This is a genomic window from Alicyclobacillus acidocaldarius subsp. acidocaldarius Tc-4-1 (genome assembly GCF_000219875.1).
Taxonomy (GTDB): Bacteria; Bacillota; Bacilli; order Alicyclobacillales; family Alicyclobacillaceae; genus Alicyclobacillus; species Alicyclobacillus acidocaldarius_A.
The window spans coordinates 471637-495516 of record NC_017167.1; the positions used below are offsets into that span (position 1 = coordinate 471637).

Sequence of the window (23880 nt, forward strand, 5' to 3'; positions counted from 1 at the left end):
ATCGCGGAACAAGCAAAAATATCAGAACATTCGGTTGAAACTTCGCCGCTCCCGTGGTATGATCCGTCTCAACGACAGACGCAGATCGCATGGATAGGAGTGGTGAGAATGCAGAAGACGGCACAGGAGATGACGTGCGTGTTGTGTGGTGCGGACATCCGGGAGGCGGATGGGCCCAACGAGGAGCGCGAGTGGGATCGGCTGTGCGATGAGTGCGTAGATCGTTGGGTCCGCGACTCGCAGTCCGAGTGGTGAGTTCCGCGTCAGGTGAATGGTGAGCCTGGTTGCGGGCTCTTTTCTTTTTCAGGGGCCTCTTGACGGACAAGAGACGGGGGCGGGGCACATCTCGCACCCGCCCCCAGTGTTCCGCCGTTTCACTCCACCGCTAATTCCTCCGGCAACGTGAGTTCGCGCTCCTCGTGCGGGATTCTCTGAAACGGCCAGAAGTGTGCCCGCCCCACGATGGCGGTGCAGGCCGGGACGAAGAGCGCCAGCACGATGAGCGCGTACAGCGCAAGCCCGATGATCACGGACAGCCCAATTTCCACGAGGGTCGTCACTCCGGACACGGACATGGAGCCAAACGTGCCCGCCATGATGGCGGCGGCCGAGAAGACGACGTTGCCCATCTGCCGCATCGCGTAAAGCATCGCGCTGCGCAGGTTCAACTCCGGATGGCGCCTTAGTTCCTCGTCGAAGCGCGACATCAAGAAAATCGAGTAGTCGACGCCGAGCGCCACCAGCAAGAGAAGCGCGAAGAACGGCACTGTCCAGCTGATGCCCGCTTTGTGCATCACATCTACGGCGACAAACTGCAGGCACGCCATCGTCACGAAGTACGTGCCGGTGAGCGACGCGATGACGTACAAAGGCGCGATGAGGGAGCGCAGCATCACCACGAGCAGGATGAAGATGGAACCTAGGATGAGCGCCATCATGCGGACGAAGTCCTGATTGGACAGTTGGTTCAGCGCATACTGCGTCGGTGTCGTTCCCGTGAATCCGATCTGCCCAGTGTGGATGGGCGCCGCCGTAAAGGCCGCTTGGGCCACGGTCTCGAGCCTGGGCATTTCATCAATTGCCGTCATGGAATACGGGTCCGATTTCAGAGTCACGCGAATGTCCGCCACGTGTCCGTCCGGCGAGATGTAGCTGTCCAAGGCCTGCCGCAGGCTGTTGTTGGACGAGATGGCGGACGCAGGCACGTAGAAGCCGGGATCGCCCGAGGTCTGCGCCTTGGCAGTCTCGTCGAGCGCGGACTTGACCGTGCCCACGCCGTTCGAGAGCTTGACGAGGGCGTTGTGCAGCTGATTTTCTCCGGCGCCCGCGTTCGCGAGCCCCGCGCCAAATTGCGAAGCTCCGCTCGCCCATCTGCCAAGCCCCGCCTGAAGTTGGCGAGCGCCGCCGCTCAGCTGATTCAGCCCCTGGACCAACGACGAGGCGCCTTGGCCCACCTGCGAAGCCTCATCGCTCAACCCCTTGGCGCCAGATGCCGCGCTGCGGCTTCCGGTGGCGAGTTGACTCGCGCCCGCAGCGACTTTGTCCGCTCCCTCCGCCATTGACGTGGCGCCATTTGCCCACTGATCCATGCCGTTCGCGAGCCTCTCGGCCGCCTTCGCAGTTTGCTGCGCGCCCGCAGCGTTTCCCTGCGCCAGCGCGACAATCTGCTGCCAATTGGGGTCAGATGCTTCCGTAGGGTGGGCTTTCGTCCATGCCGCAATAGCGTTCGCGAGTTCCTGCGCAGCCTGCGCTTCGCGGGCCGCCCCATTTGCCAGCGCCGTCTGGCCCGAGGCGATGCTGCGCGCCGACGTGGCGAGCTTATCGGCGCCTTGTGCCACCTGTTGTGATCCGGCCGCTACCTGCGCAGCGCCGCTGGACAGCTGCGCGTTTGCCTGCGCCAGCCGCGCTGCGCCGCTCGACAGCGCCTGTGCGCCGCCAGCAAGCTTCGAAGCGCCCTCTTGCGCCTGCGCTGCGCCTTGGCTGAGTTTTCCGCCGGCTTGCGCGAGCGCCGCCGCCCCGCTTGATAACTGCATGGCGGCGTCGGCCGCCTGGTGCGCGCCCTCCGGGCCGACGCGGCTCGCCACCTGATTCAGGCCGCTCTGCACCTTGGCCAGGCCGTTTGCCGCGAGCTGGTTCTGCTTTGCCAACTCAAACTCGCTGATGACCTTGCCCGTCGGCCGAGTGGCGCTCTGTACCTGTTGCACAAACGGTAGCTTCGCGAGGGCCTCGGACACCTGTTCGATGGTCGCCAGCCCTTCCGGCGTGCGCAAATTGTCCGGCGTATCGATCACGACGTCCATCGGCAGGACCTTGCCGGGGCCGAACGCCTTCGACACCACGTGAAAGCCCACGACCGAAGGCGCCGTCGGGATGTCGGAGGTCGGATCGAACGTGCGCTGGTCCGTGAAGGAAAGCGCAATGGGTGTCAGCACCACGAGCACGCCGGCAAGCGTCCACCAGGGATGCCGGAGTGCCGTTCTGCCGGTCAGATCCCAGATGCGCGAGGGCTTGTGGCTAGCGCCGTCGATGTCACGCCGCGGCCAGAACACGTAGCGCCCGAGCGCCATGATGAGCGCCGGGAGGGTGAGGCACGCCGCCAGGGTCACGGCCACGCCCACGGCGACGCCGACGCCGGATCGGAACAGCCCGAAGCGGGCGAAGTACAGGGTCGCGAAGGAGAGAAACACCGTGAGCGCGCTGTACACGACCGTCTTGGCCACGCCCGACATGGCCCGCGCGAGGGCGTCCACTGGGGCGAGGCCTCGGCTCGCCTCCTCGCGGAACCGATTCAGCACGATGATGCTGTAGTCGGTTCCCGCGCCGAAGATGATGGCGATGAGAAACGTGTCCGTGAAGGTCGAGACCGGCAGGCCGACGTTGGCCAACACGGCCACCAGATTCGTCGTCAGGAGATAGGAAAGCCCGATGCAGAGCAGGGTGAGAAACGGGGCCACGATGGATCGAAAGACGACGAGCAGAATGACCAGCACGAGGGCGATGGTCACGCCGGCCGTCTTTGAAGCACCGTCCATCGAGATGTTGATGTTGTCGTTCTCGATAGGCGTGTCGCCCGTAAACAGCACCTGTGCGTCCTTCGGCGGCTTCTGAAACACTTGGTGAAGCTGGTTGAGCGATGCGTCGGTGGCTTTGGATACGTCGTTTCCCGGAAAGCCGACGGTCGCGATCTCCACCGTACCATCCGCGCTGAAAAACTGATTCTGCACGGACTTCGACTGGTTGTAGGCAGCCGTGACGGTCTTCACCCCGTAGGCGGCCTTGTGGTCGGCCACCTGCTTCAGTTTCTGCGTGAACCACGCCTTGTCCGCTGCCGTCAATCCGTGCGGGTTGTAAATCGCGACGACGGCGCTAGACCCCGCCTGGCGCGCCGGATCGACCCGCTTTAACCAATTGCTCGCGATCACGACGCTCGACGAGTTCGGCAAAAATTCCGTGTTCTTGTGGGCGACAATCGCGTTCAGCTGCGGCAAGAACACGTGCGCCACCGCCACGGCCAGGACCCAGATGGCGACGATGGCATACTTGAAGCGCGCGACGAAATGGGCGTAACGCTCTGCCACGGACTCGCCTCCTTCCGCAAGATGGGCTTGACAACTGATTTAGTGGCCGAAAGAATTCTACCAGGGAACTGTCAGGTTTTCCAGACGATTTTCCTCACGCTTTGCCGACTCGTGTGCAAAGTTCGCAGTTTTGTAGATCGCTGTTCAAGAAACCGTTGAGTCAAAGGTGGTATACTCACACGTAGTCCGCATGGGGGAAGCGATTGCCGCTAGGTCAGCTCGTCGGATCTCGCAGGAAAGCGAGGGGAGAGCGTGAATCACAGCGAAGTCACTACGCTGATTGCAACCGTTGTCGCTGTCGTGTTCGCCATCACGGTCATTTTTGTGCGGCTACGGGCGTCCAAGCGCCCGACCAATGCGCGGAAGATCCTCATCCCGCCGCTCGCCATGAGCACGGGGTTCCTGATGTATGTCTTTCCGTTCACGCGCGAGCCGATTCTCTACGCCATTGCGGCATTTTTGGTCGGCTGCATGTTCAGCTATCCGCTGATAGCCACGAGCCATTTTTACGTTGGAGAAGATGGCGTCTATCTGAAGCGGTCGAGGGCGTTCATCTATATTTTGCTCGGACTGCTGGTGGTGCGCATTGTCCTCCACAGCGTCGTCGAGCGGTATGTGGACGTATATCAGACGGGATCGCTCTTCTTCTGCCTGGCATTCGGCATGCTCGTGCCCTGGCGCATCGCGATGTTTGTGCGCTACAAGCGCTTGGTGCGCGAGATGGAGGCGTCGAAGTCGGGCGCCAAGACAGAACAGCCCGCGACCTGATGAGCGCGGGACGAGCAGCATAGGAGGATGGTTGTGCGTAGTCTGCGCGGGTTCGTCATTGCTATCGTGATTGCCATCATCGTCATCGGCGTGCCCATTGTCCAGTTGGTGCGCCCCGTTCCTCAGGCGGCCGCCGATGTGGCCGCGCCACTGCCGCGCGCCATTCCGGGAGAAAAACCTGTCATCCATTGGCCCTCGCAGGGTGAGGCCGCGCTGATGGCCGATGGGGTGGGCAGCTTCGGGACGTACGGGCCCCAGGTGGCGGTACCTATCGCGAGTGTGACCAAGGTGATGACGGCGTATCTTGTGCTTCAAAAGCACCCGCTGCAACTGGGGCAACAGGGCCCTTCCATCACCATCACGCCGGACGACGTGAAGGTGTATCAGCAGGATAAGGCCTTAGGACAGTCCGTGGTCAAGGTGGCTGCGGGAGAACAAATCACGGAATACGAGGCACTCGAGGGATTGCTTTTGCCTTCCGGCAACAACATGGGCACACTCTTGGCGAAGTGGTGCGACGGTTCCGTGCAGGCGTTCGTCCGGGAGATGAACGCGACCGCGAAGAGGCTTGGGATGACTGAGACGCACTACGCCGATCCCACGGGGTACTCGCCGGCGAGCCAGAGTGATGCGGTTGATCAGATGAAGCTGTTTGCGCTCGCCATGCAGAATCCGGTGTTCCGCCAGATTGTGGGAGAGGCCCAGGCGGAACTTCCCGTCGCGGGGCTTGTGTACAACGTCGATTCGGTGGTGGGGCACGGAACCATCATCGGAGGCAAGACGGGATCGACCCTCGAAGCGGGCGGCTGTTTTGTGTTTGCCGCGCGCAAGGTCATCGGCGGCCGCGAGGTGCTGATCATCGGTGCGGTTTTGGGTCAGAAGGGCCCGCAGCCTCTTGCTGAGGCACTGAACGCAGCCGTCGCGATGTCGCAGGACGCCCAGAAGGCACTTCGGTCTGTTCCACTCGTCTTCGCCGGTCAGACGGTGGGGACGCTCTCTGCGCCGTGGGCGAAGCCCGTCTCGCTCGTCGCGACGGAACCTGTGCAGGTCATTGGCTGGGGAGGGCTCCCTGTCAAGCAGTCGTATCGGGCGGATGTGCTCGATTCGAAGAAGCCGATTGCGGCTAACCAAGTGGTGGGCCAGCTCCAAATCCAGGTTGGGGCGCAGACGGTGCGCGTGCCCGTTGCGGCCGCATCCTCCGTTCCTGCGCCCACGCTCAGTTGGCGCATGAAGCGTCTCTGAGAAGTCCATATCGATGGAGGTGGGCCGTTTGGTCCGACGATGGATTGCCATCGCCTTCGGAACGGTCGTCGCGCTTGTCGTGGTGATTGCGGTTGGGTTTTACCTTGCGGTCCGGCTCACGCCGTTCGACGCAAGCCTCTTGGAGGAATCGCATCAACCGACGGTCGTGTACGCCGCCGATGGGACGAAGCTCCTGACGCTCGGCTCGCCGAACACGGATTTAACGTATAACCAAGTTCCGAAAGACATTCAGGACGCGATTGTTGCAACCGAAGATCACACCTTCTGGACCAATCAGACAGGCATCGATCTCAAATCCATCTTTCGCGCGTTGTTCGTGGACGTCTCTTCAGGCAGCTTGGCTCAGGGCGCGAGCACCATTCCCGAACAGTTGGCGAAGATGGTCTATCTGACGGATCAGAAGACGTTTGCGCGGAAGTTCAAGCAGATCATCTTGGGTCTGCAGATCGAGCGCAACTTCACCAAGCAGGAGATCCTCACGATGTACCTGAACCGCATTCCGATGGGCGAGAGTGCGGTCGGCATTGAGCAGGGGGCTCTGCGGTATTTCGGCATCGATCTCAAGACGGAACCGAACAAGCTGACGCTCGCGGACGCGGCGCTCTTGGCGGGGCTGCCCCAAGCGCCGTCGGCGTATGACCCGCTCGTGCATCCGCAAGCGGCGCTCGAGCGGCGCAATCAGGTCCTGCAGAACATGGTGCGTTACGGCTATATCACGCAAGCGCAGGCCGATGCCGCGGAGAAGCAGCCACTAGGTGTATCGTTTCATTCGTTTCCGGGGGACGGTTGGAACACCCAGCCGCTTCTCACTAACTTCCTGCTCGACTATCTGAATCGGCACGGCATCCCGCCTCAGGAGGTCATGCAGGGCGGGTTGAAGATCTACACCACCATCGCGCCGAACGTGCAGAACGCGATTAACGAGGTGTTCTGGAGCGGGAAGTACGACTCGGACTTCCCGGGGCCGACGACCGGGACCGTCGTGGAAGGTGCGGCCATTTTCGTGGATCCGAAGACCGGTGCCATTCTTGGCGCGGCGGGATCGCGCAGGCAGGGGTACGTGCCGCTCGGGCTGGATCGCGTCTACCAGGCGAGCTCGCCGGGATCGTCCATCAAGCCTATCATGGATTACGCGCCGGCTCTGGCTACGGGCAAGTGGACGTATACGTCCATCCTGGACAACACGCCCCAGGATTTCGGCGGAGGTTACATCCCGCAGAACTGGGACCCAAACGCGCCGCCAAAGGTGACCCTCCAGTACGCGCTGGAATGGTCGCAGAACGTCGCGTCGGTGTGGCTTTTGTCGCAGATCGGCATTGACACGGGGGCCAACTTCGCCAAGGCGGACGGCATCCCGCTCACGCCGAAGGACTATGAGCACCTGGGCATCGCCATCGGCGGTCTGGAGAATGGGGTCACGCCGATGGAGATGGTCGCTGCATATACGCCATTTGACAACAACGGCATTCGGTCTCAGCCGTATCTCATCACGAAGATTGTGAACAGCCAGGGCGGGATCATCTATCACGAAGGGCCGCAGCAGACGCAGGTGATGACGCCGCAGGTGGCGCTCGACATGACGCGCCTGATGGAGGACGTCGTGGATTACGGCACGGGCCAGAATGCCAAGCTTCCGGGCTGGGGCGTCGCGGGCAAGACCGGGACCGTGCAGTACAGCGCTGGCCTCGTGAGCGATCATCCGAACTGGGTGCGCGACGGCTGGTTCGACGGCTACACGCCGAACCTCGTCGGCAGCATCCACATCGGGTATGACGTGTCGACGCCGGAACATCACATGACGATGTCGCCGGTCGATCCGTCCGCGAACGCGGCGCAGATTTTCCACGATATCATCGCGCTGGCGCTGGCGAACGAGGCGCCCGAGCAGTTCCCGGTGGGGCCGTACCCTTACATCACCGGCACGGCGCAAGGGGTCGACTACGTCAATCAGATGAACAGCGGGCAGAACAACTCGAACCCGACGAACGCCATCTCCAACCTGACCGCGACGTACAACCCGAGCGCCAACACGGTCACCCTGTCCTGGTCCGGCAGCTTCTCGCAGCCTGTCACCTACGTGGTGACGCGCGTGTCTACGAACGGCGCGGATGAGACGGTGCCCGTGGGGCAGACGACGGCACAGACCATCACGGACACGTCCGTACAGCCCAATGAGACGTACATCTACACGGTTCAGGCCACGAGCCAGGCGACCGGACAGGCCGTGGGCAAGCCGGCATCGGTGACGGTGACGACAAGCCAAGCGCCACCGAATGGGAACAACCAAACAAACACGGCACCGCCTGGAAACGGCTTGAACAACACGCTCCCGGGAAACGGGACGGGCGGCCTCGGGAACCAGAGCTTGGGGAACACGACCGTTGGAAACATCACCACAGGCACGAGTAACGACACCGGCAACACGGCGAACGCGTTGCCGACCAACAGCGCGGTGACGTCGACGCCTCCCGAGGCCGCCAGCCCGACCCCCAAGTCCCAGGTGATGTCGTCTGGGAAAGGCGGCCATGGCAATGGGAACGGGGATACCAACGGGTCGAACTCGAATGGCACCCAAGCGAACATCGCTAATACACCATGAGCAAGCGGGGCTGCTCCCGGCCATGCGGATGGCGGGCCGGCCCCGTTTTCGTTTGCCCGAGCGCGTCTCGAACCCATGGACGAAATGTGAGCTCATGTTTTATAGTGGGAACTGTGAGTGATGGGGGCTGTATCCATCCGCCACGACAACACGTGGGAAGGGAGTGGTGCATGGTGAAACTGGTACTCCTGAGCGGCGGATCGGGCAAGCGCCTGTGGCCGATGTCGAACGACGTTCGGTCCAAGCAATTTTTGCGCATTTTGCCTCGTCCCAACGGCGAAGGACTCGAGTCGATGCTCCAGCGCGTCTGGCGGCAGATTGGCCAGGCGGGCCTTGCCGCGAACGACGTGTTCGTGTGCGCGTCGAAGCCTCAGGTGGAGGTCATTCACGCGCAGATCGGCGAGATCGACGTGATTGAGGAGCCGGCGCGGCGGGACACCTTCGCGGCCATCGCCCTGTCGACGTTGTACCTCGTCGACGAACAGGGCATGGATCCCGACGAGCCCGTGGTCGTCTGCCCCGTCGACCACTTCGTGGACGATCACTACTTCCAGGAAATCCAAAACCTCGGACCGATCTTGCTCCGCGAAGGCGCCGAGATGGCGCTCATGGGGGTGTGGCCGACGGAGCCGACGAGCAAGTTTGGCTACATCGTCCCGGAGGCGCCCGCCGACGGGGACTGCTTCCGCGTGAAGCGATTCGTCGAGAAGCCGGAGCGCGCCGTGGCCGAGGAACTGATTCGCCAAGGGGCGCTGTGGAACTGCGGCGTGTTCTGCTTCCAGCCGCGAACCATCGTCCGCATCCTGCGCGATCGCGGCCTGCCGTCGACGTATGCGGAGGCGCGCCGCGGCTTCGATCAGTTTCCCAAGCGCAGCTTCGACTACGAGGTCGTGGAGAAGCTTTCCTCCATCGTGGCGCATCCGTACCGCGGCACCTGGTCCGATCTCGGCACCTGGTCGTCCCTCGCCGAGCAGATGGAGAGCGAGGCGGTTGGCCGTGCGATTCTCTCCCAGTGCGAGGACACTCACGTCGTGAACGAACTGGGGCTGCCGGTCGTGGCACTTGGCTTGAAGAGGGCCATTGTGGTGGCCACGCCGGACGGGATTCTCGCGGCGGACAAGGACATGGCCGCGGGGCTGAAGGACGTTGTGGCGCCCCTCGACAACCGGCCGATGTACGAGGAGCGCCGCTGGGGGCGCTATCGCGTGATTGACTATCAGTTGCTCGACGACGAGACCGAGGTTCTGACCAAGTGCGTGGAACTCCTGCCCGGCCGCAACCTCAGCTATCACCGGCACAAGTGGCGCGAGGAGATCTGGACCATCATCGAGGGCGAGGGCGAGATCGTCGTCGACGACCGGTGGCAGAAAGTGGCGGCGGGCGACATCGTGCGCGCGCCACAGGGGGTGTGGCACGCGATTCGCACCGAGACGGGCATGCAGTTCATCGAGGTTCAGCGCGGTCGGGGGCTCGTGGAAGAGGACATCGAGCGCAAATACCTCACCTGGGAAGAGCTCGCGGCGGTGCTGCCCGGCATTCCGCGTTAACGCTCGAGAAACTGCCGGATGGCTTCGGCGAGGTTGACCACGTCGCCAAACCGGTATTGGACGTGGGCGATCTCGCCGTTTTTCACGTACAAAAGCGCCGGCACGCTCTCGATCCTCCACGACTGCATGGCCTGGGGGGCGAGGTTGGCGTCGAGATCGTAGAGCGGAAGCCGGCTGGCGTGGGCCGCGTCGACCACCTCCAGCATGCGCCGCGCGAGTTGACACGTGCCGCAGAGCGGCGTGTGGACGAAGACGAGGGCCTCGTGGGGCAGGGCGCCGAGCGCCTCGGGTGTGTCTCCTGGAAACGGGGTGAACATGGGAATCCGTCTCCCTTCGGCATGGACTTGGCGGGGGCCCTGGACATTCGCCCGCACCATCGCGTTCTTCCCGCATTCTATGGCAATGTGCCGACCGGCACAAACCTGTCGGAGGAGGGAATGCGGATGTACGGTGTGTTTGGTGGCTACACGCGTTGGGCAGTGGTGTTTCTGATCATCTTCGTGCTCTTCTTCCTGCTCGTTCCCGCGTATACGTGCTCGACGACCACGACCTGCACGCCCGTGGCGTGAGGCCGCAAAGCGTCCGCACCGCCGCCCCCATCGCGGAGGCGGCCTTTTTCTACATACCGGGCGGAGTCCCGTCCGTATGGGGACGAGGCGGCCCTGCATAGACTGCGAAAAAGGGGGCGAGATCGCATCGGGGCACGCGCGCCATACCGCGCACGCCGTGGCGCCGCGACTTCCAGGGACGACCTCTGCCGATGGGGCGCGACTCGTGCTATGATGGACGTGATCCGACGAAGTCACCTTCGTGGCGCGGCGAGGGCCGCGCGCGATGACGGAAGGAAGTTGAGCGACATGCGGACGCACGCGACTTCGCGAAAAGTCATCATCGTCGAAGGCAAGACGGACAAGTCGAGGATTTTGAAGGTGCTGCGCGAAGAGGTGGACGTGGTGTGCACGCAGGGCACGCTGAGCTACGAACAGGTGGAAAACGACATCGTCCCGCTGCAGCACGACGAGGTGTATATCCTGGTGGATGCGGATGCGGCTGGGAATCGCTTGCGCAAGCAACTGAAGCGAGAACTGCCGAACGCGATTGACCTCTACACGCGCAAATCGTACCGCGAGGTCGCCCGCACGCCGCTCGAACACTTGGCGAAGATTCTTGCCGACGCTCACTTTGAAATCGATGAGCAGTGGCTGCAGGTCCGGCCTCCCCGTCGGGAGCGGGTGCCGAAGACGGTTCACGGATGAAGGATGAATGGAGGCCGCTCGGGCGCGGAAATACGCGCCGGGCGGCCTTTTCGCATTCATTCGCCATCCTGCTTCGTGATGATCTCAGGGCCGTTGTCCGTGATGATGAGCGTGTGCTCGTATTGTGCGCTCAGGCTGCCGTCGGCGGTGCGGGCCGTCCAGCCGTCGGGATCGAGCTTTGTCTCGTACGTACCGACGTTCACCATGGGCTCTACGGTGAACGCCATACCCTTTCGGATCTTCGGCCCGCGGTGCGGTGGACCGAAATGAAGGACCTCGGGGCTCTCGTGCATCTGGCGCCCGATGCCGTGGCCGATGTAATCGCGCACGACGGAGAACCCCTGCGCCTCGACATAGGTCTGAATGGCGTGGCCGATATCGGAGATGTGGTTGCCTGGAATCGCCTGTTCAATGCCGATATAGAGCGCACGCCGCGTCACGTCGAGCAAACGGCGCGCCGTCTCGCTGACCTCGCCGACGGCGTAGCTCCAGGCCGAGTCGGCGTGAAGGCCCTTGTAAACGGCGACCATGTCGACTGTGACGATGTCGCCCTCCTGGAGGACATATTCGCCCGGGAAGCCGTGGCAGATGACGTCGTTGACCGAGGTGCAGGAGGCGAAGGGATATCCTCGGTAGCCCTTCTGCGCAGGCTCCATGCGGTGCCGGCGGATGAAGTCCTCGACAAACTGATCAATCTCGATGGTGCGAATGCCGGGCCGGATGAAGCTGCGCAGCGCCTCGTGGCAGCCGGCGACCACTTTTCCCGCTTCCCGCATGAGATGTTGTTCGTGCCGGCTCTTCAGCGTGATCAAACCTTGCATCGTATGTATCGCTCCGTTCGCTGTCGTGCCCGGGCGGGGCTCAGTGACTCACAGCCCTGTCGTGGGCGCGTAGATGTGGTCAGTCGTGATGAAGATGACGCCAATCACGACGCCAAGCACAAAATAGGCGATCATTTTCGCCCGCGACATCGGTTGCGCGCCTGGGCGTATCTTCATGAGGTAGGTGAAGGCGACGCCGACGAAGAGAATGAAAATGGCTTCGAGCACGTGATGCACGTCCGTCCGCCCTTTCCGTGGACATATCGGCATCATTGTGCCATAAACGAAGTTGAAATGCACGAGCGCGGAGAACGCTTGTTGCGGAAGGAGGCTGCTCCTTGGCCTGGGTGTGCGGCATGGACTTAGGGGGACTGGGCTTCCTGAGCTATGTGGCTTGGCTGGACACAGAAACTCGCAAATTCGCACTGGATCACTACATTCCACGCTTCTCTTCTTCGCCCACCCTGCTTCCGGTAAGCCCCGACTTCATGCCTGCAGGGGCGAAAGCGTACGGCTTCGATGGCCCGCAGGGGCTTCCTCAACTTCATTCTGGCAGGACGCGGCGGTTGTGTGACGAAAAGGCCGATACGCCGACGCGCACGATGCCACTGACGCTCTCGCCGATGTACAAAGGGCCGTACGCTTCATTGATCAAGGTGAGCATTCGACTGTTTTCCGAGGCCGTGTCGACCGGGCAGGCGCGGCTCCACGGGTACCCTCCGTCGTCGAACGCCGCGGGCCCCACCATCTTCGAGACGTATCCCCGAAAGATTCTGAAGGATCATTTCGGACTGAGCTCGATCCCGTCGAAGCGGAAGGAGCCGCATAAGTACGTGGAAGAGGTTTGGAACGCGTTAAAGGAGCGCGACTACCGCTGTTCCGGTGTCATTCGGCCGACGGTCGATCAGCTCGATGCCATGCTCTGCGCCGTCGCGGCGGAACACCTTCTGAAAGGTCAGTTCAAGGATCTTGGGGCAGCGCCCATCTGGGATCCCGTGCAGAAGATCTTCCGAGAAGGGTATATCGTGGTGCCCGCCTAAACAGGCGCAAAAACGAGGCCGGTCCCGCCACGGCGTGCGGGCCAGCCTCTGCCTTTCACTCAAATCTCACTCGTTTCTCGGACGGCGGAAGCTCGTCGGGATGAACAGATCGATGATGCCGATGACGAGCGACGCGAGCAGTGCACCGATGATGCTCACGTGCATGCCGTGCACAAAGATCTGTGCGACATAGATGACGATGGCACCGCTGATGAAGCCGATGATGCCGCGCCCGTACGGAGAGATCCTCCGCCCGAACAGGGCCTCCATGGCCAATCCCAACAGCGTGATGACAATCGCGGCAATGATGGCGCGCCAGAATCCGTGGATGTAAAAGCCGTGGACGATATGGCTGACGAGCAACAGGACCAATGCAGAGACGATAAAGCGGACAATGTGACCGATGATATGCATGGTCATCCCCCTGTTCCAGTTTACCGTAGATGTCCGCGCTCGGAAAGGGGATCCGAGTCATCCACAGAATTACGGTCTCCGCCATGAAACTTTTCCTGTGGCTAGATGGAAACCGCCTGCGCCGTAGTACAATCGATCCAAAGAGGTGGTGAGGCGCTTGATCCTCGGAATTGGCAACGACGTGATCGAGATCCGCCGCATTCGCGCGGCGCTCGAGCGGCGAGGCGAGGCGTTCGTCCAGCGCGTGCTCGCCCCGGAAGAACGTTTCCTCGCGGCCGGCATCTCCGACGCGGCCAGGTTCGCGGAGTTTGTGGCGGGCCGATTTGCAGCGAAGGAGGCCGTCGCGAAGGCCGCCGGCTGCGGCCTAGCCCGGCTCTCGATGCCGCACGTGGCCGTGTCGCTGGGCCACGGGGGCTTGCAGGTCGCCTGGAAGCCGCCATCCGCGCTTTGGGACCGATTCGGTCCGCCGGATGCCGCCCGCGTTCGGATTCATCTCGCCATCACCCACGGCGCCGGCATCGCGTTCGCCGTTGCCGTTCTGGAGCAGTTGTGACCGTCGCGCGCTTGTCAGCGTTGTACATACTTCGTGGACACGGCTCATATCCATATACCAATCCTCGGGGAGGGCACTCTGTGTATCTCGTCACGAGTGATGAAATGCGGTGTTTCGATCACGACACCATCCATCGCCTCGGCGTCCCGGCCATTGTCCTGATGGATCACGCGGGCCGCGCCATCGCCGATCGCGTCCGGGAACTTCGCCCGGACAAAGTGGTGGTCCTGTGCGGCAAAGGCATGAACGGCGGCGACGGCTGGGTGGCGGCGAGATGGCTGCGCCACGCGGGCATCGAGGTCGAAGTGTTGTCCTCGTGCGATCCGGCCGCCCTTCAGGGCGACGCGCGCGCCGCGCAGCAGATGGCGGAGCGATTTGGCGTTCCGTGGCGGGTCTACGAGCCCGGAAGCATTCACCAGTCGCTCTCCGAGTTCGGCCAAGGCGGACGCCTTCGCGCCGTGCTCATCGACGCGCTGCTTGGCACCGGGGTTTCCAGGCCGGCCGAGGGCGTGATGGCGCAGATGATTGAGGAGGCCAACGCGTCCTCGGCGTACATCGTGAGCGCCGACCTTCCGTCCGGCGTCGACGCGTCCACCGGAGAGGTCCCTGGACCCGCCATCAAGGCGCACGAGACCATCGCCATGGGGGCCGAGAAGCTTGGCACGGCGGTGACGCCCGGCGCCGTCTACGCCGGCCTCGTGCGCGTGGCAGACGTGGGCATCCCTGTCGATCCGGCGCGCGTCCGGGCGTCCTACGTATCGCCCGCGGCCTTTGGAAAACGGTTCGGCTTCCGCAGCGCCATGAGCCACAAGGGCACCTTCGGCAAGGTGGGCATCGCCCTCGGCCAGATGCCGGGCGCGAGCCGGCTTGCCTCGCTCGCGGCGCTTCGCGCAGGCGCGGGGCTGGTGGTCGTCGCGGGTGCCCGTGTCGACGCGTCGCTGTTCGCGCCCGATGTCGTCGTGCGAGAAGGCGGCGATCCCGCGCAGTTGCTGCAAGATGTGGACGCCGTGATCGTCGGGCCCGGGCTTGGGCTGCTCGGCCGCGAGGCGCGCACGTGGTTGTACGATCTCGTCCGGGCGGGCGTGGCGCGCGGGGTGGTTGACGCGGAGGCGCTCGCAGCCGTGGCGCACGCGGGCCAGTTCGGTCCGGTGGCGGGCGAATTTGTGCTGACGCCGCATCCCAAGGAGGCCGCGCGCATGCTCGGCTGGGATGCGCGCCAGGTGCAGGCCCGGCGGCTGGAGGCCGCGAGGACCATCGCCGCGCGGAGTCAGGCGGTGACGCTCCTCAAGGGGCACCGGACCGTCATCGCGCACCCGGATGGGCGGGTGCGGGTGAATCCCACGGGATCGAGCGCGCTTGCGGTAGCGGGGACGGGCGACGTGTTGGCCGGCGTCATTGGCGCCCTCATCGCGCAGGGGCTGGACGCGTTCGACGCCGCCTCCCTCGGCGCCTGGCTGCACGGTAGGGCCGGCGAGCGCGCGGGAGAAGAGCTGACGGAGGTCGCCGTCACGGCTTCGGACGTCATTGCTCGGCTGCCGGATGCGGTGCGCGCGTATCGCGCGGAGGTGGACGCCTCGGAGTGAGGATGGTGCGTGGCGGAGAAAGGCGAGGTGGCTATGCGAAAGCTAACGGCAGTCCTGTTGTCGCTCGCCCTCGCGGGGGGCGTCGTCGCTGGCTGCGGCATCCCCGGCACCACGAGTTCCGTGAGTCACAAGATCCAGTCGGAGGCGCAGGCCCTCGAGAACAAGAACTACCAGAGCGAGGCCATCATGACGGTGCAGATGGACAACAACGTCCAGAAGTACTTCGTGCGCGTCTCCTACGAGTCGAAAGACATGTACAAGATTGAGCTCGGCAACGCAGACAAACAGATCAATCAGGTCATTGTCCGCACGCCCAACGGCATGTTCATCGTCAGCCCGTCGCTCGGAAAGGTGTTTCGCTTCAACGGCAACTGGGCGCAGAACCAGGGGCAGATCTACCTCTACGATCAGCTCCTGCAGCGCATCGCATCCGACAAATCCGTCAAGGTGAGCCGGGAGAAGGACGCATACGCGTTCGAGGTACCCGTGGTCCCCGCGAGCGACGTGGTCAGTCGAGAACAAATTGTGCTTTCCAAGGACCTGAAACCGCAGTCGGTCACGCTGCTCGACAAGAACGGCAAGGCCGCGGTCGTCATCACGTACCAGTCGTTCGAAACCGGCGTCGAGTTCCCGAAGAATGCCTTCGATCCGCAGACCATCGCGCAAGCCGGGCAGGCCGCCAAACCCACCCTCGCATCCGATCACGCCTTCGACTACATCGAACCACCGGCCATGTACGGCACGAAGCTCACCGATCTCGCACAACCCGACGAGTCCAGTATCATCATGCGCTATCAGGGAGGCGGCCATCACTACGTCCTCACGGAGTCAGCGTTGACCCCGGGCGCCGCGGGGCTCCCGAACGCCGAATTGGTCGACCTCTACGGGGTCCCGGCGATCTACGACGAGGCGCCCGGCACCCGAGTCGCCAATCTGACCTGGATGCAAAACGGCATCGAGTTCGATCTCACGTCCAACGATCTCTCGCTGCCCGAACTCGAACACATCGCCATCTCCACCTTTGCCGAGGTCGGAAAGTGACGCCATTCCTCCTTCCGCCGCGCCATCTCAGAGGAAGCCCGAGGCCTCTGGGTGGCGCGTTTGTGTTACAATCGGCACATGAGGTGACCCCGAATGTACCGGCCCCTGTTTGCCGTGATCGATCTCGCCCATCTTTCCCACAACATCCGGTATCTGAAGAGCAGGTTGCGCTCGGGCGCGAGCCTCATGGTGGCGGTGAAGGCGGACGCTTATGGCCACGGCGTGCGAGCGGTGGTTGAGCGGCTCGTGCGCGAGGGGGTGCATCACGTGGCGGTGGCTTCCCTCGAGGAGGCGCTCGAGATCCGCGCGTTCCATCGCGACGTGAACATCCTGGTTTTGGGCGCGGTGACGCCAGACGCGTGTGCGAAGGCGGCGGAGGCTGAGATCGAGATTGCCCTGACCGATCTGAGCCCCGTTGAGGAGATCCCGCGCCTGCCGAAGCGGCTTCGAGTCCACCTGCCGCTGGACACGGGCATGAACCGGCTGGGGGTCAAGCGTACGGACGAGGCGGTGGCGCTCGCGCGGGCCATTGCGGCGCGAGAAGATCTGGAACTGGTGGGTGCGGGCACGCACCTGGCCGCCGCCGACGCGGATGATCCCGCGCACGCGGCGGGGCAGATGGAGCGCCTCGGGGAGTTTGTGCGCGCGCTCGAGGAGGCGGGGCTTCGCCCGCCGCGCATCCACGCCGGGAACAGCGCGGCGCTTTTGCGCAATCCCGCATGGCACCTCGATATGGTCCGCGTGGGCATTGCCGCGTACGGCTATTCGCCGGATCCGTCGGTTCTCCCGGTGCACTCGCTGCGCCCGGTGATGAGCCTCTACGCGGGCGTGCTGCGCGTCGCTCGCGCACAGCCTGGGGAAACCGTGGGGTACGGAGCAACCTTCACCGTGACGCGGCCCATGACCATCGCCACCGTTGCCGGCGGGTACGCGGACGGCTACCCGCGGCAGTTGTCGAATCAGGGCGAGGTGCTCGTTCGCGGCGAGCTGCGGCCTGTCATCGGCCGCGTCTGCATGGATCAGCTGATGGCGGACGTGACAGGGCTCGACGTCGCGACCGGAGACATCGCGGCGCTCTTCGGCTACGATGCGCCCTCCGCCTGGCGCACGGGGTGGTGGAGCCGCTTGCGTCCGGAAGAACGAAGGGTTCGCGTGCAGGAATCGTATCGAATGGCGTCGAATGTGGAAGAGAGGCGCGTGTTGTCGCTTCATCGACTGGCGGCGCGGGCGCAGACCATCCCGTACGAGATCTTGTGTCGCGTGCACCGGCGCGTGCCGCGCGTCGTGTGCGATTGACAGGGGCGCCCGGCGCGTTTCGACGCCTTTTTTGCGCCACGAGAAACGGGCGGCTATAATGGCGGCATGGAAGCCGTCTGGGACGTCGCTGCAAACAGTGGAGGTGCCGCGCTTGTCGAGTTCGAAATTCAACGCCTGGAATCAAGCTGCGGGTCGCGAATCCGGAGACAAACGCGCGCGTGACATCGTGCGCGAGGCGCTGCGTATGTATGTATCGAGGAGAGAGCCCGGAGATCTGCGCGAGACCATGCAGCGCGGGTATCAGGAGATGGCGCCTCTCAACCTGCGCATCGCCTGTGAGGCGTTTCTGGTCGAGCAGGAGGCCGGCAACACCGTGGAGCGCTTGGTGAGCGGGGTGTGAACGATTGAATGTCAGGCGTGGGGACATCTTCTTTGCGGATCTGTCGCCTGTGGTCGGCTCGGAGCAAGGAGGATTTCGCCCCGTACTCGTGGTGCAAAATGACATCGGCAACCGCTTCAGCCCGACGGTGATTGTGGCGGCCATCACCGCGCAGATCCAGAAGGCCAAGTTGCCGACGCACGTGGAGATCAAGGCGGAGAAGTACGGTCTGGAGCGCGATTCCGTGATTCTGCTCGAGCAGCTGCGCACCATCGATAAGCAGCGCCTGACCGACAAGATCACGCATCTGGACGACGAAGCCATGAAGCTCGTCAACGAGGGGCTGTTGATCAGCCTCGGCCTGGTGGATTTCTGAAGATTCGCTTTGGAACGCGGAGTAGAAACGGAGAAGGACGGATGGGCCATCCGTCTTTTTCATGCGCAAAAGGAGCGAGGGAATCGACATGCCGCAACCGAAACCATCCATGATCCGCAACCCCGACGCCTATCCTTCGGGGGATCAGAAGATCGAGTGGGCACGGGCGCACATGCCGCTCGTGGGTGAGATTGAGCGCCGTTTCGCCGAAGAAAAGCCGTTTCTGGGCAAGCGCATCTCCATGTGCCTGCACCTGGAGGCCAAGACGGCCCGCCTTGCGCTCGCCATTCAGGCCGGGGGCGCCGAGGTGGCCATCGCCGGTTCGAATCCGCTGTCCACCCAGGATGACATCGCGGCTGCCCTGGCGCGCCGCGGCGTGCGCGTGTACGCCTGGCACGGGGCGACGCCCGAGGAGTATCGCAGCCACCTCGAGGCTGTGCTCGACTGGGAGCCCGAGGGCGTGATCGACGACGGAGCCGATCTCGCCACGATGCTGCACCGCGAGCGGCCGGAGCAGGCGGCGCGGATCCGCGGGGGATGCGAGGAGACCACCACGGGCATCCTGCGGCTTCGGGCCATGGCGCGCGAGGGTGTCCTGCGCTACCCGATGCTCGCCGTCAACGACGCGCAGTGCAAGCACCTGTTCGACAATCGGTACGGCACTGGGCAGAGCGTGTGGGACGGGTTTATGCGCACCACGAATCTGATGATTGCCGGGAAGACCGTGGTTGTGGTGGGCTACGGTTGGTGTGGCAAGGGCGTGGCCATGCGCGCGCGAGGGCTCGGCGCGCAAGTGGTGGTGTGCGAGGTGGATCCGATTCGCGCGGTGGAGGCGGTGATGGAAGGGTTCCGGGTGATGCCGATTCGGGAGGCGGCCGAGGTGGGCGACATCTTCATCGCGGTCACGGGCAACAAGGCGGTCATCTCGCGGGACGCGATGGAGCGGATGAAGGATGGGGCCATCCTCGGTAACGCGGGCCATTTCGACGTCGAGGTGGACAAGGAGGCACTTTCCGATCTCGCCGTGGAGGTGCGCACCGCCCGCCCGAACGTGGACGAGTATCGACTCGCCGACGGGCGCAGGTTGTATCTCATCGCCGAAGGCAGGCTCGTCAACCTCGCGGCGGGGGACGGCCATCCCGTCGAGGTGATGGACATGACGTTCGCGCTTCAGGCGCTCGGCCTGCGCGAAGTGATGACGAAGTCGTACCCGCCTGGGCTGCACGCCATCCCGGCGCATATGGATGAAGAGGTGGCGCGTATGCGGCTTGCGACGTGGGGCGTCGAGATCGACGAGTTGACCGAGGCGCAGAAGCGGTACCTGGCGAGTTGGAACGCTTGAGCGCTGGGGCGGAGGTGGGGTGCTTGACGAGGCCATTGATTGGACTGACTGGATCGCACGAACTGAGGCAGAGCGCGGTCCCGGGTGTGCCGCTCCAGGCGGTGATGCTTGCGGACGACTACGCGCGCGGCGTGGAGCGGGCTGGCGGACTGCCGGTGGTGTTGCCCTATCTCGCGGATGAGGCGAGCGCCATTGAACTGGGCATGCGGCTCGATGGGCTCGTGCTGACGGGCGGCAACGATGTCGATCCGAATCTGTACGGGCAGGAACCACTGCAGGGACTCGGGACGCTCGAGCCGGAGCGAGATCGGTTGGAGATGTTGCTCGTGCAGGTGATGCGGCGGGAACAGAAGCCGGTGCTCGGGATTTGCCGCGGTATGCAGATGTTGAACGTGGCGCTTGGCGGAACGCTGTATCAGGATCTGCCGCGCCAGTGGAAGGGTAAAATTCAGCACAGCCAAAAGGCCCCGCGCAACGCGTACGCGCACACGGTCAAGCTGAAGCCGGGATCGCGCGTGGCGCGGTGCTACGGCAAGACGGCGATTCGCGTCAACAGCTTTCATCATCAGGCGGTGAAAGACTTGGCGCCTTCCCTGAAACCGGTGGGTTGGGACAGCGAGGGGCTGGTGGAGGCCGTGGAGTCGGAGGGGCGCTGGCCCATCGTCGCTGTGCAGTGGCATCCGGAAAATCTGTGGCGTGAGGACGAGGGCGCCCTGGCCCTTTTTCACTGGCTCGTGGAGGCTGCCGCCTCACGGGCGGCGGACTTGGCTTCGTCCGGAATGTAGACCTCTTGAACCACCTCGATGAACGCATCCACGAAGTGCGGATCCCACTGGGTCCCGCGCCCTTCTCGAAGCACCTGAAGGGCCTTCTCGACGGGCATGCCGGCGCGGTACGGGCGGTCGGACGTCATGGCGTCAAAGGCGTCGGCCACTGCGAGGATGCGACCAAACAGCGGAATCTCCTCGCCGGCGAGGCCGTCGGGATATCCCTTGCCGTCGTACCGCTCGTGGTGAGACCGGATGCCCGGCAGAAGCGGTTTCATGGCGTCGTCCGGCTGAATCTGCCGAATGATGTTTTCGCCGATCACAGGGTGCTGTTTGATGATGGCGAACTCTTCGTCCGTCAGCTTGCCTTCCTTCAGCAGGATCTCGTCGCGGATCCCAATCTTTCCGATGTCGTGCAAGAGCGCCGATTGCCTCAGTTCGCGCACCGTCTGCGGCGACAGGTTGACCTTGCGGCCGATGGCCTCGGCGTAGCGCGCGACGCGCTGCGAATGGCCCGCCGTGTACGGATCCCGCGCGTCCAGGGCCGCGGCCAGCGTGGCGAAATAGCTGTCGATAAGCTGGCGGTTCATCGCGTCGCGGTGCGCGAGGCCGTTCAGCATCAGGTTGAAGCCTTGGATGAGATCCGAGAACTCATCCATGTACGTGTCGTCCGCGCGCAAGGAAAAATCCCCCCGCTCCACGCGGCGCATCAGCGCCTCGAGCCTGCGGATGGGACGCTGCACGTCGCTCGCCAACAGGTATCCGCCTAATGCGGAGAACAGGGAGCCGAGCGCCAGGATGCCGCCGGCCCACGTCCAATAAGTGGACGATCCGAGTCCCGCGTTGGTCAGACGAACGGCGTTGGCCAATCCAAACAAGAGCAGGGGAAGGGCGCCAAAAACGACGGCGCTCATCGCGAACTTGAACGCGAGCGGCACAACGACCTGGCCGCGCAGCAACACCGACGCGCCGTACAGGTGCTCGCTCCTGCGCCGGATGGTGACGAGCGTCGGTTCAATGGAGCGCGACGTCAGGAAGAATTCGATCACGGCGTGCATGGAGGCGACAATGAGCGTGCCGAGCGAAGCGAGCCATACATACGCCATGGGCAGGTGCAGGAGCCCTCTGTGCACGAGGATGGACGATGACACGAGCCCCGGGATGAGGAACGACAGCCAGTGAGGCCCCATGACGCGGAGCACAGCCAGCGCCGGCAAGTGCAGCGCCCGTTTATAGCCCTTCGTCAGCACGTCTTCTGTCGGATGAGCTGTGAGAAGCGCTTTCCGAATCGGGCGAATTTGCACGCGAAACGCGATGGAGTCCGCCGTGAGCATCAGCACGAGCGATCCGCCGAGGATACCGCAGATGATCCACAGGTCCGTTGGAGTCAGATGGAGGGTGGTGAAGATGAGCACACCGCCCACGCCGAGGACGGCAATGACGGAACCCGCGAAGTAGTTCAGGATGAGCCGCTTGACCAAGCGCTTGAATTCGTAGTTCGCCGTCCAGCTCATACCGCACCCCACATCCCGTCGAACGCATAGCTCACTCGAATGAATTCCACCTGTTGCGCTCAATTCCTGCCGCCGCGGTCGTCGACCGCGCAAATTTGGGCGGGCGCACCAGCGCCATAAGGCCCGGTCCTGGTTTCTCCGAGAGTGTCCACGCGCGGAGCCCCTCGCTGCATGTCCTCTGGTGCCCGCCCGGGCGGGCGAATCCGCGGAAGGAGGAACGAGCGATGGCACAAACGAGCCTCGCACTCGGCACGACGTTGCAGCTGCAGACGCAGTCGGGCACGCGCGCCAATGGGCAACCCAAACTGAAGGTGCACAAGTTCAACCACGTGTCGCCGCAGGCGGCGGACGAAGATCTGCTCGCGGTCGGCCTCGCGTTGGCGCAGCTCATCGATGAGCCGCTCGTGCAGGTGGAGCGGGTGGATGTGGCGCTCCTGACGAACGCGCCCACTGGCGGAAGCGGCGCGGGCGCAGGGGGTTCCGGTGGCAGCGGCTCCACTGGCGGCACGGGTTCCGGCGGGCAGGGGCCGAGCGCGTGAACGCGAAGCCCGACGGAGATGGGCGTGGGTTCCGATTTGAATGGACAGGAGGCGCGTCGATGGCCGCGAAGGTATCACTCCACTTGATGTTCATGACGGATCGAAATAAGAAGGTTCGCATCGCGATTCCCAATCCGAAGCAGCCGGTCGATCCGACCGCTGTGCAGAACGCTGCGCAGCTGATTGTGGAAAAGGGCGTCTTTGATCTGCCGCAGGGCAAAATTGTGCAGGCGCTCCCGGCGGAACAGACGCAGACGGACACCTCGAGCGTGTCGTAAAACGGCAGCCCTCCCCCGGCGGCTTCGCTGCCAGGGAGGGCCGTCTCATGGGGACGGAAGCCGTGACTGGCCGGTCCCGCCCATGGCCTCGTCGACGGCGTCGAGGAGGCGCTGCGCGAGGCACTCGGGGCTCTCGGCCTCCACCACGGCTCCGCCGACCAGGGCGAACGGTTGGCGCGCGCACAGGCCGCACTGCTCCACGCATGCGTATTTCCTCACCGTCACGCCCGGGCGCTCGGCCCGGACGCGATGGATGGCCTCTCGCACCCCCGTAGGGGCGTTTTTCACGCACCATTCCAGAACCACGCTCATCCCTATCTCTCCCGGCGCCTGGCCTTCACGTGCCTCCACGCCCAGTACAGGCCGGCAGCCATCACAAGGCTCACCGTGATCCAGCTGAGTCCTGACTGCACGTGCTTCATCACTTCGTCCATATTTTCGCCGAACCAGTAGCCAAACGCGAGCCAAGCCCCGCACCAGACCATCGAACCGACGATGGAGTAGAGTGCAAACGTCGCGTACGGCATGTCGGACAGCGCCGCGGCGTACGTGCTGAGCGAGCGGATACCAGGCAGAAAGCGGCCGGGGATGAGGACGAGCCAGGCGTAGCGATCCAGCAAACCGCCGGTATGCTGAAGGCGCGTTTCATTGAGGAGGCGCAGTCGGTAGAGCGGGTTCAACAACAGCGATTCGAAGCGGCGCGTGAGGAGAAAGACGATGGTCACGCCGGTGAAGTACCCGAGCGCGCTGAGGCTGAAGACGGCGGGCGCCCGCATGGTTCCGAGGGCAATGGCGTAACCGTAAAAGGCCAGAAACACGTCGCCTGGAAACGGGAGGCCGAGGCCCTCCATTACCATGGCGGCGTACGTGCCTGGATAGCCTAGCAAGAGGAGGCCTGCGTTCAGCGACTGCAGCATCTCCCGGATGGCGTCCACATGTCCACCCCGCTTCCGTCGTGGGCCCAA

At 63.7% G+C, this 23880-nt stretch carries 26 protein-coding genes; 18 read left to right on the plus strand and 8 right to left on the minus strand.

From position 1 onward, the window contains the following. Positions 1-108: 108 nt before the first annotated feature. Positions 109-255 carry a hypothetical protein gene (locus TC41_RS16390; protein WP_014463338.1) on the plus strand — a complete coding sequence of 49 codons (147 nt, stop codon included), beginning with the start codon at positions 109-111 and terminating at the stop codon, positions 253-255. Positions 256-374: 119 nt separating this feature from the next. On the opposite strand, the gene TC41_RS02165 is transcribed toward TC41_RS16390, so the two are convergent. Then, positions 375-3578 (minus strand): MMPL family transporter, encoded by a 3204-nt coding sequence (locus TC41_RS02165; RefSeq protein WP_014463339.1) that lies wholly within the window; start codon positions 3576-3578, stop codon positions 375-377. A 252-nt stretch (positions 3579-3830) separates the two neighbouring features. Between TC41_RS02165 and TC41_RS02170 the strand changes: the two genes are divergently transcribed. The 4 genes from TC41_RS02170 (at position 3831) to TC41_RS02185 (ending at position 9755) form a co-directional block, all read left to right on the plus strand. After that, positions 3831-4346: a CcdC family protein gene (locus tag TC41_RS02170; RefSeq protein ID WP_014463340.1), complete on the plus strand. Its 516-nt coding sequence runs from the start codon at positions 3831-3833 to the stop codon at positions 4344-4346. 27 nt (positions 4347-4373) lie between these two features. Next, positions 4374-5588: a D-alanyl-D-alanine carboxypeptidase family protein gene (locus TC41_RS02175; RefSeq protein WP_014463341.1), complete on the plus strand. Its 1215-nt coding sequence runs from the start codon at positions 4374-4376 to the stop codon at positions 5586-5588. Positions 5589-5607: 19 nt separating this feature from the next. Beyond that, positions 5608-8208, plus strand: a complete 2601-nt coding sequence (locus TC41_RS02180) for a penicillin-binding protein 1A (protein ID WP_237700075.1) — start codon at positions 5608-5610, stop codon at positions 8206-8208. A gap of 170 nt (positions 8209-8378) precedes the next feature. Continuing rightward, complete coding sequence (locus tag TC41_RS02185) at positions 8379-9755, plus strand: sugar phosphate nucleotidyltransferase (RefSeq protein WP_014463343.1); 1377 nt, start codon at positions 8379-8381, stop codon at positions 9753-9755. Here TC41_RS02185 and TC41_RS02190 read toward each other — a convergent pair. Further along, on the minus strand, positions 9752-10072 hold the full coding sequence (locus TC41_RS02190; RefSeq protein ID WP_014463344.1) for a thioredoxin family protein: 321 nt from the start codon (positions 10070-10072) through the stop codon (positions 9752-9754). The genes TC41_RS02185 and TC41_RS02190 overlap by 4 nt on opposite strands. A 126-nt stretch (positions 10073-10198) precedes the next feature. Between TC41_RS02190 and TC41_RS17000 the strand changes: the two genes are divergently transcribed. Continuing rightward, the gene (locus TC41_RS17000; protein ID WP_008336326.1) at positions 10199-10324 is read left to right on the plus strand and encodes a hypothetical protein; all 126 of its coding nucleotides are present in this window, start codon (positions 10199-10201) and stop codon (positions 10322-10324) included. 288 nt (positions 10325-10612) lie between these two features. Next, entirely contained in the window at positions 10613-11011 is a 399-nt protein-coding gene (locus TC41_RS02200; protein ID WP_230088101.1) for a toprim domain-containing protein, read from the plus strand. Between the two features lie 56 nt (positions 11012-11067). Here TC41_RS02200 and map read toward each other — a convergent pair whose 3' ends face one another. Together map and TC41_RS02210 are read right to left on the minus strand one after the other, a co-directional pair. Continuing rightward, entirely contained in the window at positions 11068-11832 is a 765-nt protein-coding gene (gene map, locus TC41_RS02205) for a type I methionyl aminopeptidase (protein WP_014463347.1), read from the minus strand. Between the two features lie 48 nt (positions 11833-11880). Further along, positions 11881-12069 carry a hypothetical protein gene (locus TC41_RS02210; RefSeq protein WP_014463348.1) on the minus strand — a complete coding sequence of 63 codons (189 nt, stop codon included), beginning with the start codon at positions 12067-12069 and terminating at the stop codon, positions 11881-11883. 101 nt (positions 12070-12170) lie between these two features. Between TC41_RS02210 and TC41_RS02215 the strand changes: the two genes are divergently transcribed. Continuing rightward, positions 12171-12872: a DUF429 domain-containing protein gene (locus TC41_RS02215; protein ID WP_041694916.1), complete on the plus strand. Its 702-nt coding sequence runs from the start codon at positions 12171-12173 to the stop codon at positions 12870-12872. 66 nt (positions 12873-12938) lie between these two features. On the opposite strand, the gene TC41_RS02220 is transcribed toward TC41_RS02215, so the two are convergent. Further along, on the minus strand, positions 12939-13286 hold the full coding sequence (locus TC41_RS02220) for a phage holin family protein (protein ID WP_041694917.1): 348 nt from the start codon (positions 13284-13286) through the stop codon (positions 12939-12941). Between the two features lie 148 nt (positions 13287-13434). Here TC41_RS02220 and acpS point away from each other — a divergent pair, with 148 nt between their 5' ends. The 8 genes from acpS to TC41_RS02260 all read left to right on the plus strand — a co-directional run bounded on the left by acpS (position 13435) and on the right by TC41_RS02260 (position 20602). Further along, a complete protein-coding gene (gene acpS, locus TC41_RS02225; protein WP_237700077.1) occupies positions 13435-13839 on the plus strand; it encodes a holo-ACP synthase in 405 nt (134 codons plus the stop codon). 80 nt (positions 13840-13919) lie between these two features. Then, positions 13920-15422 carry a bifunctional ADP-dependent NAD(P)H-hydrate dehydratase/NAD(P)H-hydrate epimerase gene (locus tag TC41_RS02230; protein WP_014463353.1) on the plus strand — a complete coding sequence of 501 codons (1503 nt, stop codon included), beginning with the start codon at positions 13920-13922 and terminating at the stop codon, positions 15420-15422. 9 nt (positions 15423-15431) lie between these two features. After that, complete coding sequence (locus TC41_RS02235) at positions 15432-16463, plus strand: LolA family protein (protein WP_014463354.1); 1032 nt, start codon at positions 15432-15434, stop codon at positions 16461-16463. Positions 16464-16556: 93 nt separating this feature from the next. Continuing rightward, positions 16557-17759 (plus strand): alanine racemase, encoded by a 1203-nt coding sequence (gene alr, locus TC41_RS02240; protein WP_014463355.1) that lies wholly within the window; start codon positions 16557-16559, stop codon positions 17757-17759. Between the two features lie 112 nt (positions 17760-17871). Continuing rightward, the gene (locus tag TC41_RS02245; protein ID WP_012809791.1) at positions 17872-18120 is read left to right on the plus strand and encodes a hypothetical protein; all 249 of its coding nucleotides are present in this window, start codon (positions 17872-17874) and stop codon (positions 18118-18120) included. A 4-nt stretch (positions 18121-18124) separates the two neighbouring features. Then, entirely contained in the window at positions 18125-18475 is a 351-nt protein-coding gene (locus tag TC41_RS02250) for a type II toxin-antitoxin system PemK/MazF family toxin (protein WP_008336350.1), read from the plus strand. An 88-nt stretch (positions 18476-18563) separates the two neighbouring features. Continuing rightward, the gene (locus tag TC41_RS02255; protein WP_041695642.1) at positions 18564-19817 is read left to right on the plus strand and encodes an adenosylhomocysteinase; all 1254 of its coding nucleotides are present in this window, start codon (positions 18564-18566) and stop codon (positions 19815-19817) included. A gap of 14 nt (positions 19818-19831) precedes the next feature. Further along, complete coding sequence (locus TC41_RS02260; RefSeq protein ID WP_237700079.1) at positions 19832-20602, plus strand: gamma-glutamyl-gamma-aminobutyrate hydrolase family protein; 771 nt, start codon at positions 19832-19834, stop codon at positions 20600-20602. Here TC41_RS02260 and TC41_RS02265 read toward each other — a convergent pair. Beyond that, the gene (locus TC41_RS02265; protein WP_014463358.1) at positions 20542-22098 is read right to left on the minus strand and encodes an HD-GYP domain-containing protein; all 1557 of its coding nucleotides are present in this window, start codon (positions 22096-22098) and stop codon (positions 20542-20544) included. The two genes, TC41_RS02260 and TC41_RS02265, sit on opposite strands and share 61 nt — an antisense overlap. Positions 22099-22322: 224 nt before the next feature. Between TC41_RS02265 and TC41_RS02270 the strand changes: the two genes are divergently transcribed. Both TC41_RS02270 and TC41_RS02275 read left to right on the plus strand, forming a co-directional pair. Beyond that, positions 22323-22637: a DUF1659 domain-containing protein gene (locus TC41_RS02270; RefSeq protein ID WP_014463359.1), complete on the plus strand. Its 315-nt coding sequence runs from the start codon at positions 22323-22325 to the stop codon at positions 22635-22637. 59 nt (positions 22638-22696) lie between these two features. Continuing rightward, on the plus strand, positions 22697-22915 hold the full coding sequence (locus TC41_RS02275) for a DUF2922 domain-containing protein (protein WP_012809796.1): 219 nt from the start codon (positions 22697-22699) through the stop codon (positions 22913-22915). A 45-nt stretch (positions 22916-22960) separates the two neighbouring features. On the opposite strand, the gene TC41_RS02280 is transcribed toward TC41_RS02275, so the two are convergent. Together TC41_RS02280 and TC41_RS02285 are read right to left on the minus strand one after the other, a co-directional pair. Beyond that, a complete protein-coding gene (locus TC41_RS02280) occupies positions 22961-23227 on the minus strand; it encodes a YuzB family protein (protein ID WP_041694920.1) in 267 nt (88 codons plus the stop codon). A gap of 2 nt (positions 23228-23229) precedes the next feature. Next, positions 23230-23850, minus strand: coding sequence for a DedA family protein (locus TC41_RS02285; RefSeq protein ID WP_014463362.1), 621 nt, complete (start codon positions 23848-23850; stop codon positions 23230-23232). Positions 23851-23880 lie beyond the last annotated feature (30 nt).

Coding starts and splice junctions, on each gene's coding strand:
- TC41_RS02265 (WP_014463358.1), bottom strand. CDS start 22,098: ATGAGCTGGACGGCGAACTACGAATTCAAGCGCTTGGTCAAGCGGCTC.
- map (WP_014463347.1), bottom strand. CDS start 11,832: ATGCAAGGTTTGATCACGCTGAAGAGCCGGCACGAACAACATCTCATG.
- TC41_RS02185 (WP_014463343.1), top strand. CDS start 8,379: ATGGTGAAACTGGTACTCCTGAGCGGCGGATCGGGCAAGCGCCTGTGG.
- TC41_RS02275 (WP_012809796.1), top strand. CDS start 22,697: ATGGCCGCGAAGGTATCACTCCACTTGATGTTCATGACGGATCGAAAT.
- alr (WP_014463355.1), top strand. CDS start 16,557: ATGTACCGGCCCCTGTTTGCCGTGATCGATCTCGCCCATCTTTCCCAC.
- TC41_RS02280 (WP_041694920.1), bottom strand. CDS start 23,227: ATGAGCGTGGTTCTGGAATGGTGCGTGAAAAACGCCCCTACGGGGGTG.
- TC41_RS02190 (WP_014463344.1), bottom strand. CDS start 10,072: ATGTTCACCCCGTTTCCAGGAGACACACCCGAGGCGCTCGGCGCCCTG.
- TC41_RS02175 (WP_014463341.1), top strand. CDS start 4,374: ATGGTTGTGCGTAGTCTGCGCGGGTTCGTCATTGCTATCGTGATTGCC.
- TC41_RS16390 (WP_014463338.1), top strand. CDS start 109: ATGCAGAAGACGGCACAGGAGATGACGTGCGTGTTGTGTGGTGCGGAC.
- TC41_RS02220 (WP_041694917.1), bottom strand. CDS start 13,286: ATGCATATCATCGGTCACATTGTCCGCTTTATCGTCTCTGCATTGGTC.
- TC41_RS02270 (WP_014463359.1), top strand. CDS start 22,323: ATGGCACAAACGAGCCTCGCACTCGGCACGACGTTGCAGCTGCAGACG.
- TC41_RS02255 (WP_041695642.1), top strand. CDS start 18,564: ATGCCGCAACCGAAACCATCCATGATCCGCAACCCCGACGCCTATCCT.
- TC41_RS02200 (WP_230088101.1), top strand. CDS start 10,613: ATGCGGACGCACGCGACTTCGCGAAAAGTCATCATCGTCGAAGGCAAG.
- TC41_RS17000 (WP_008336326.1), top strand. CDS start 10,199: ATGTACGGTGTGTTTGGTGGCTACACGCGTTGGGCAGTGGTGTTTCTG.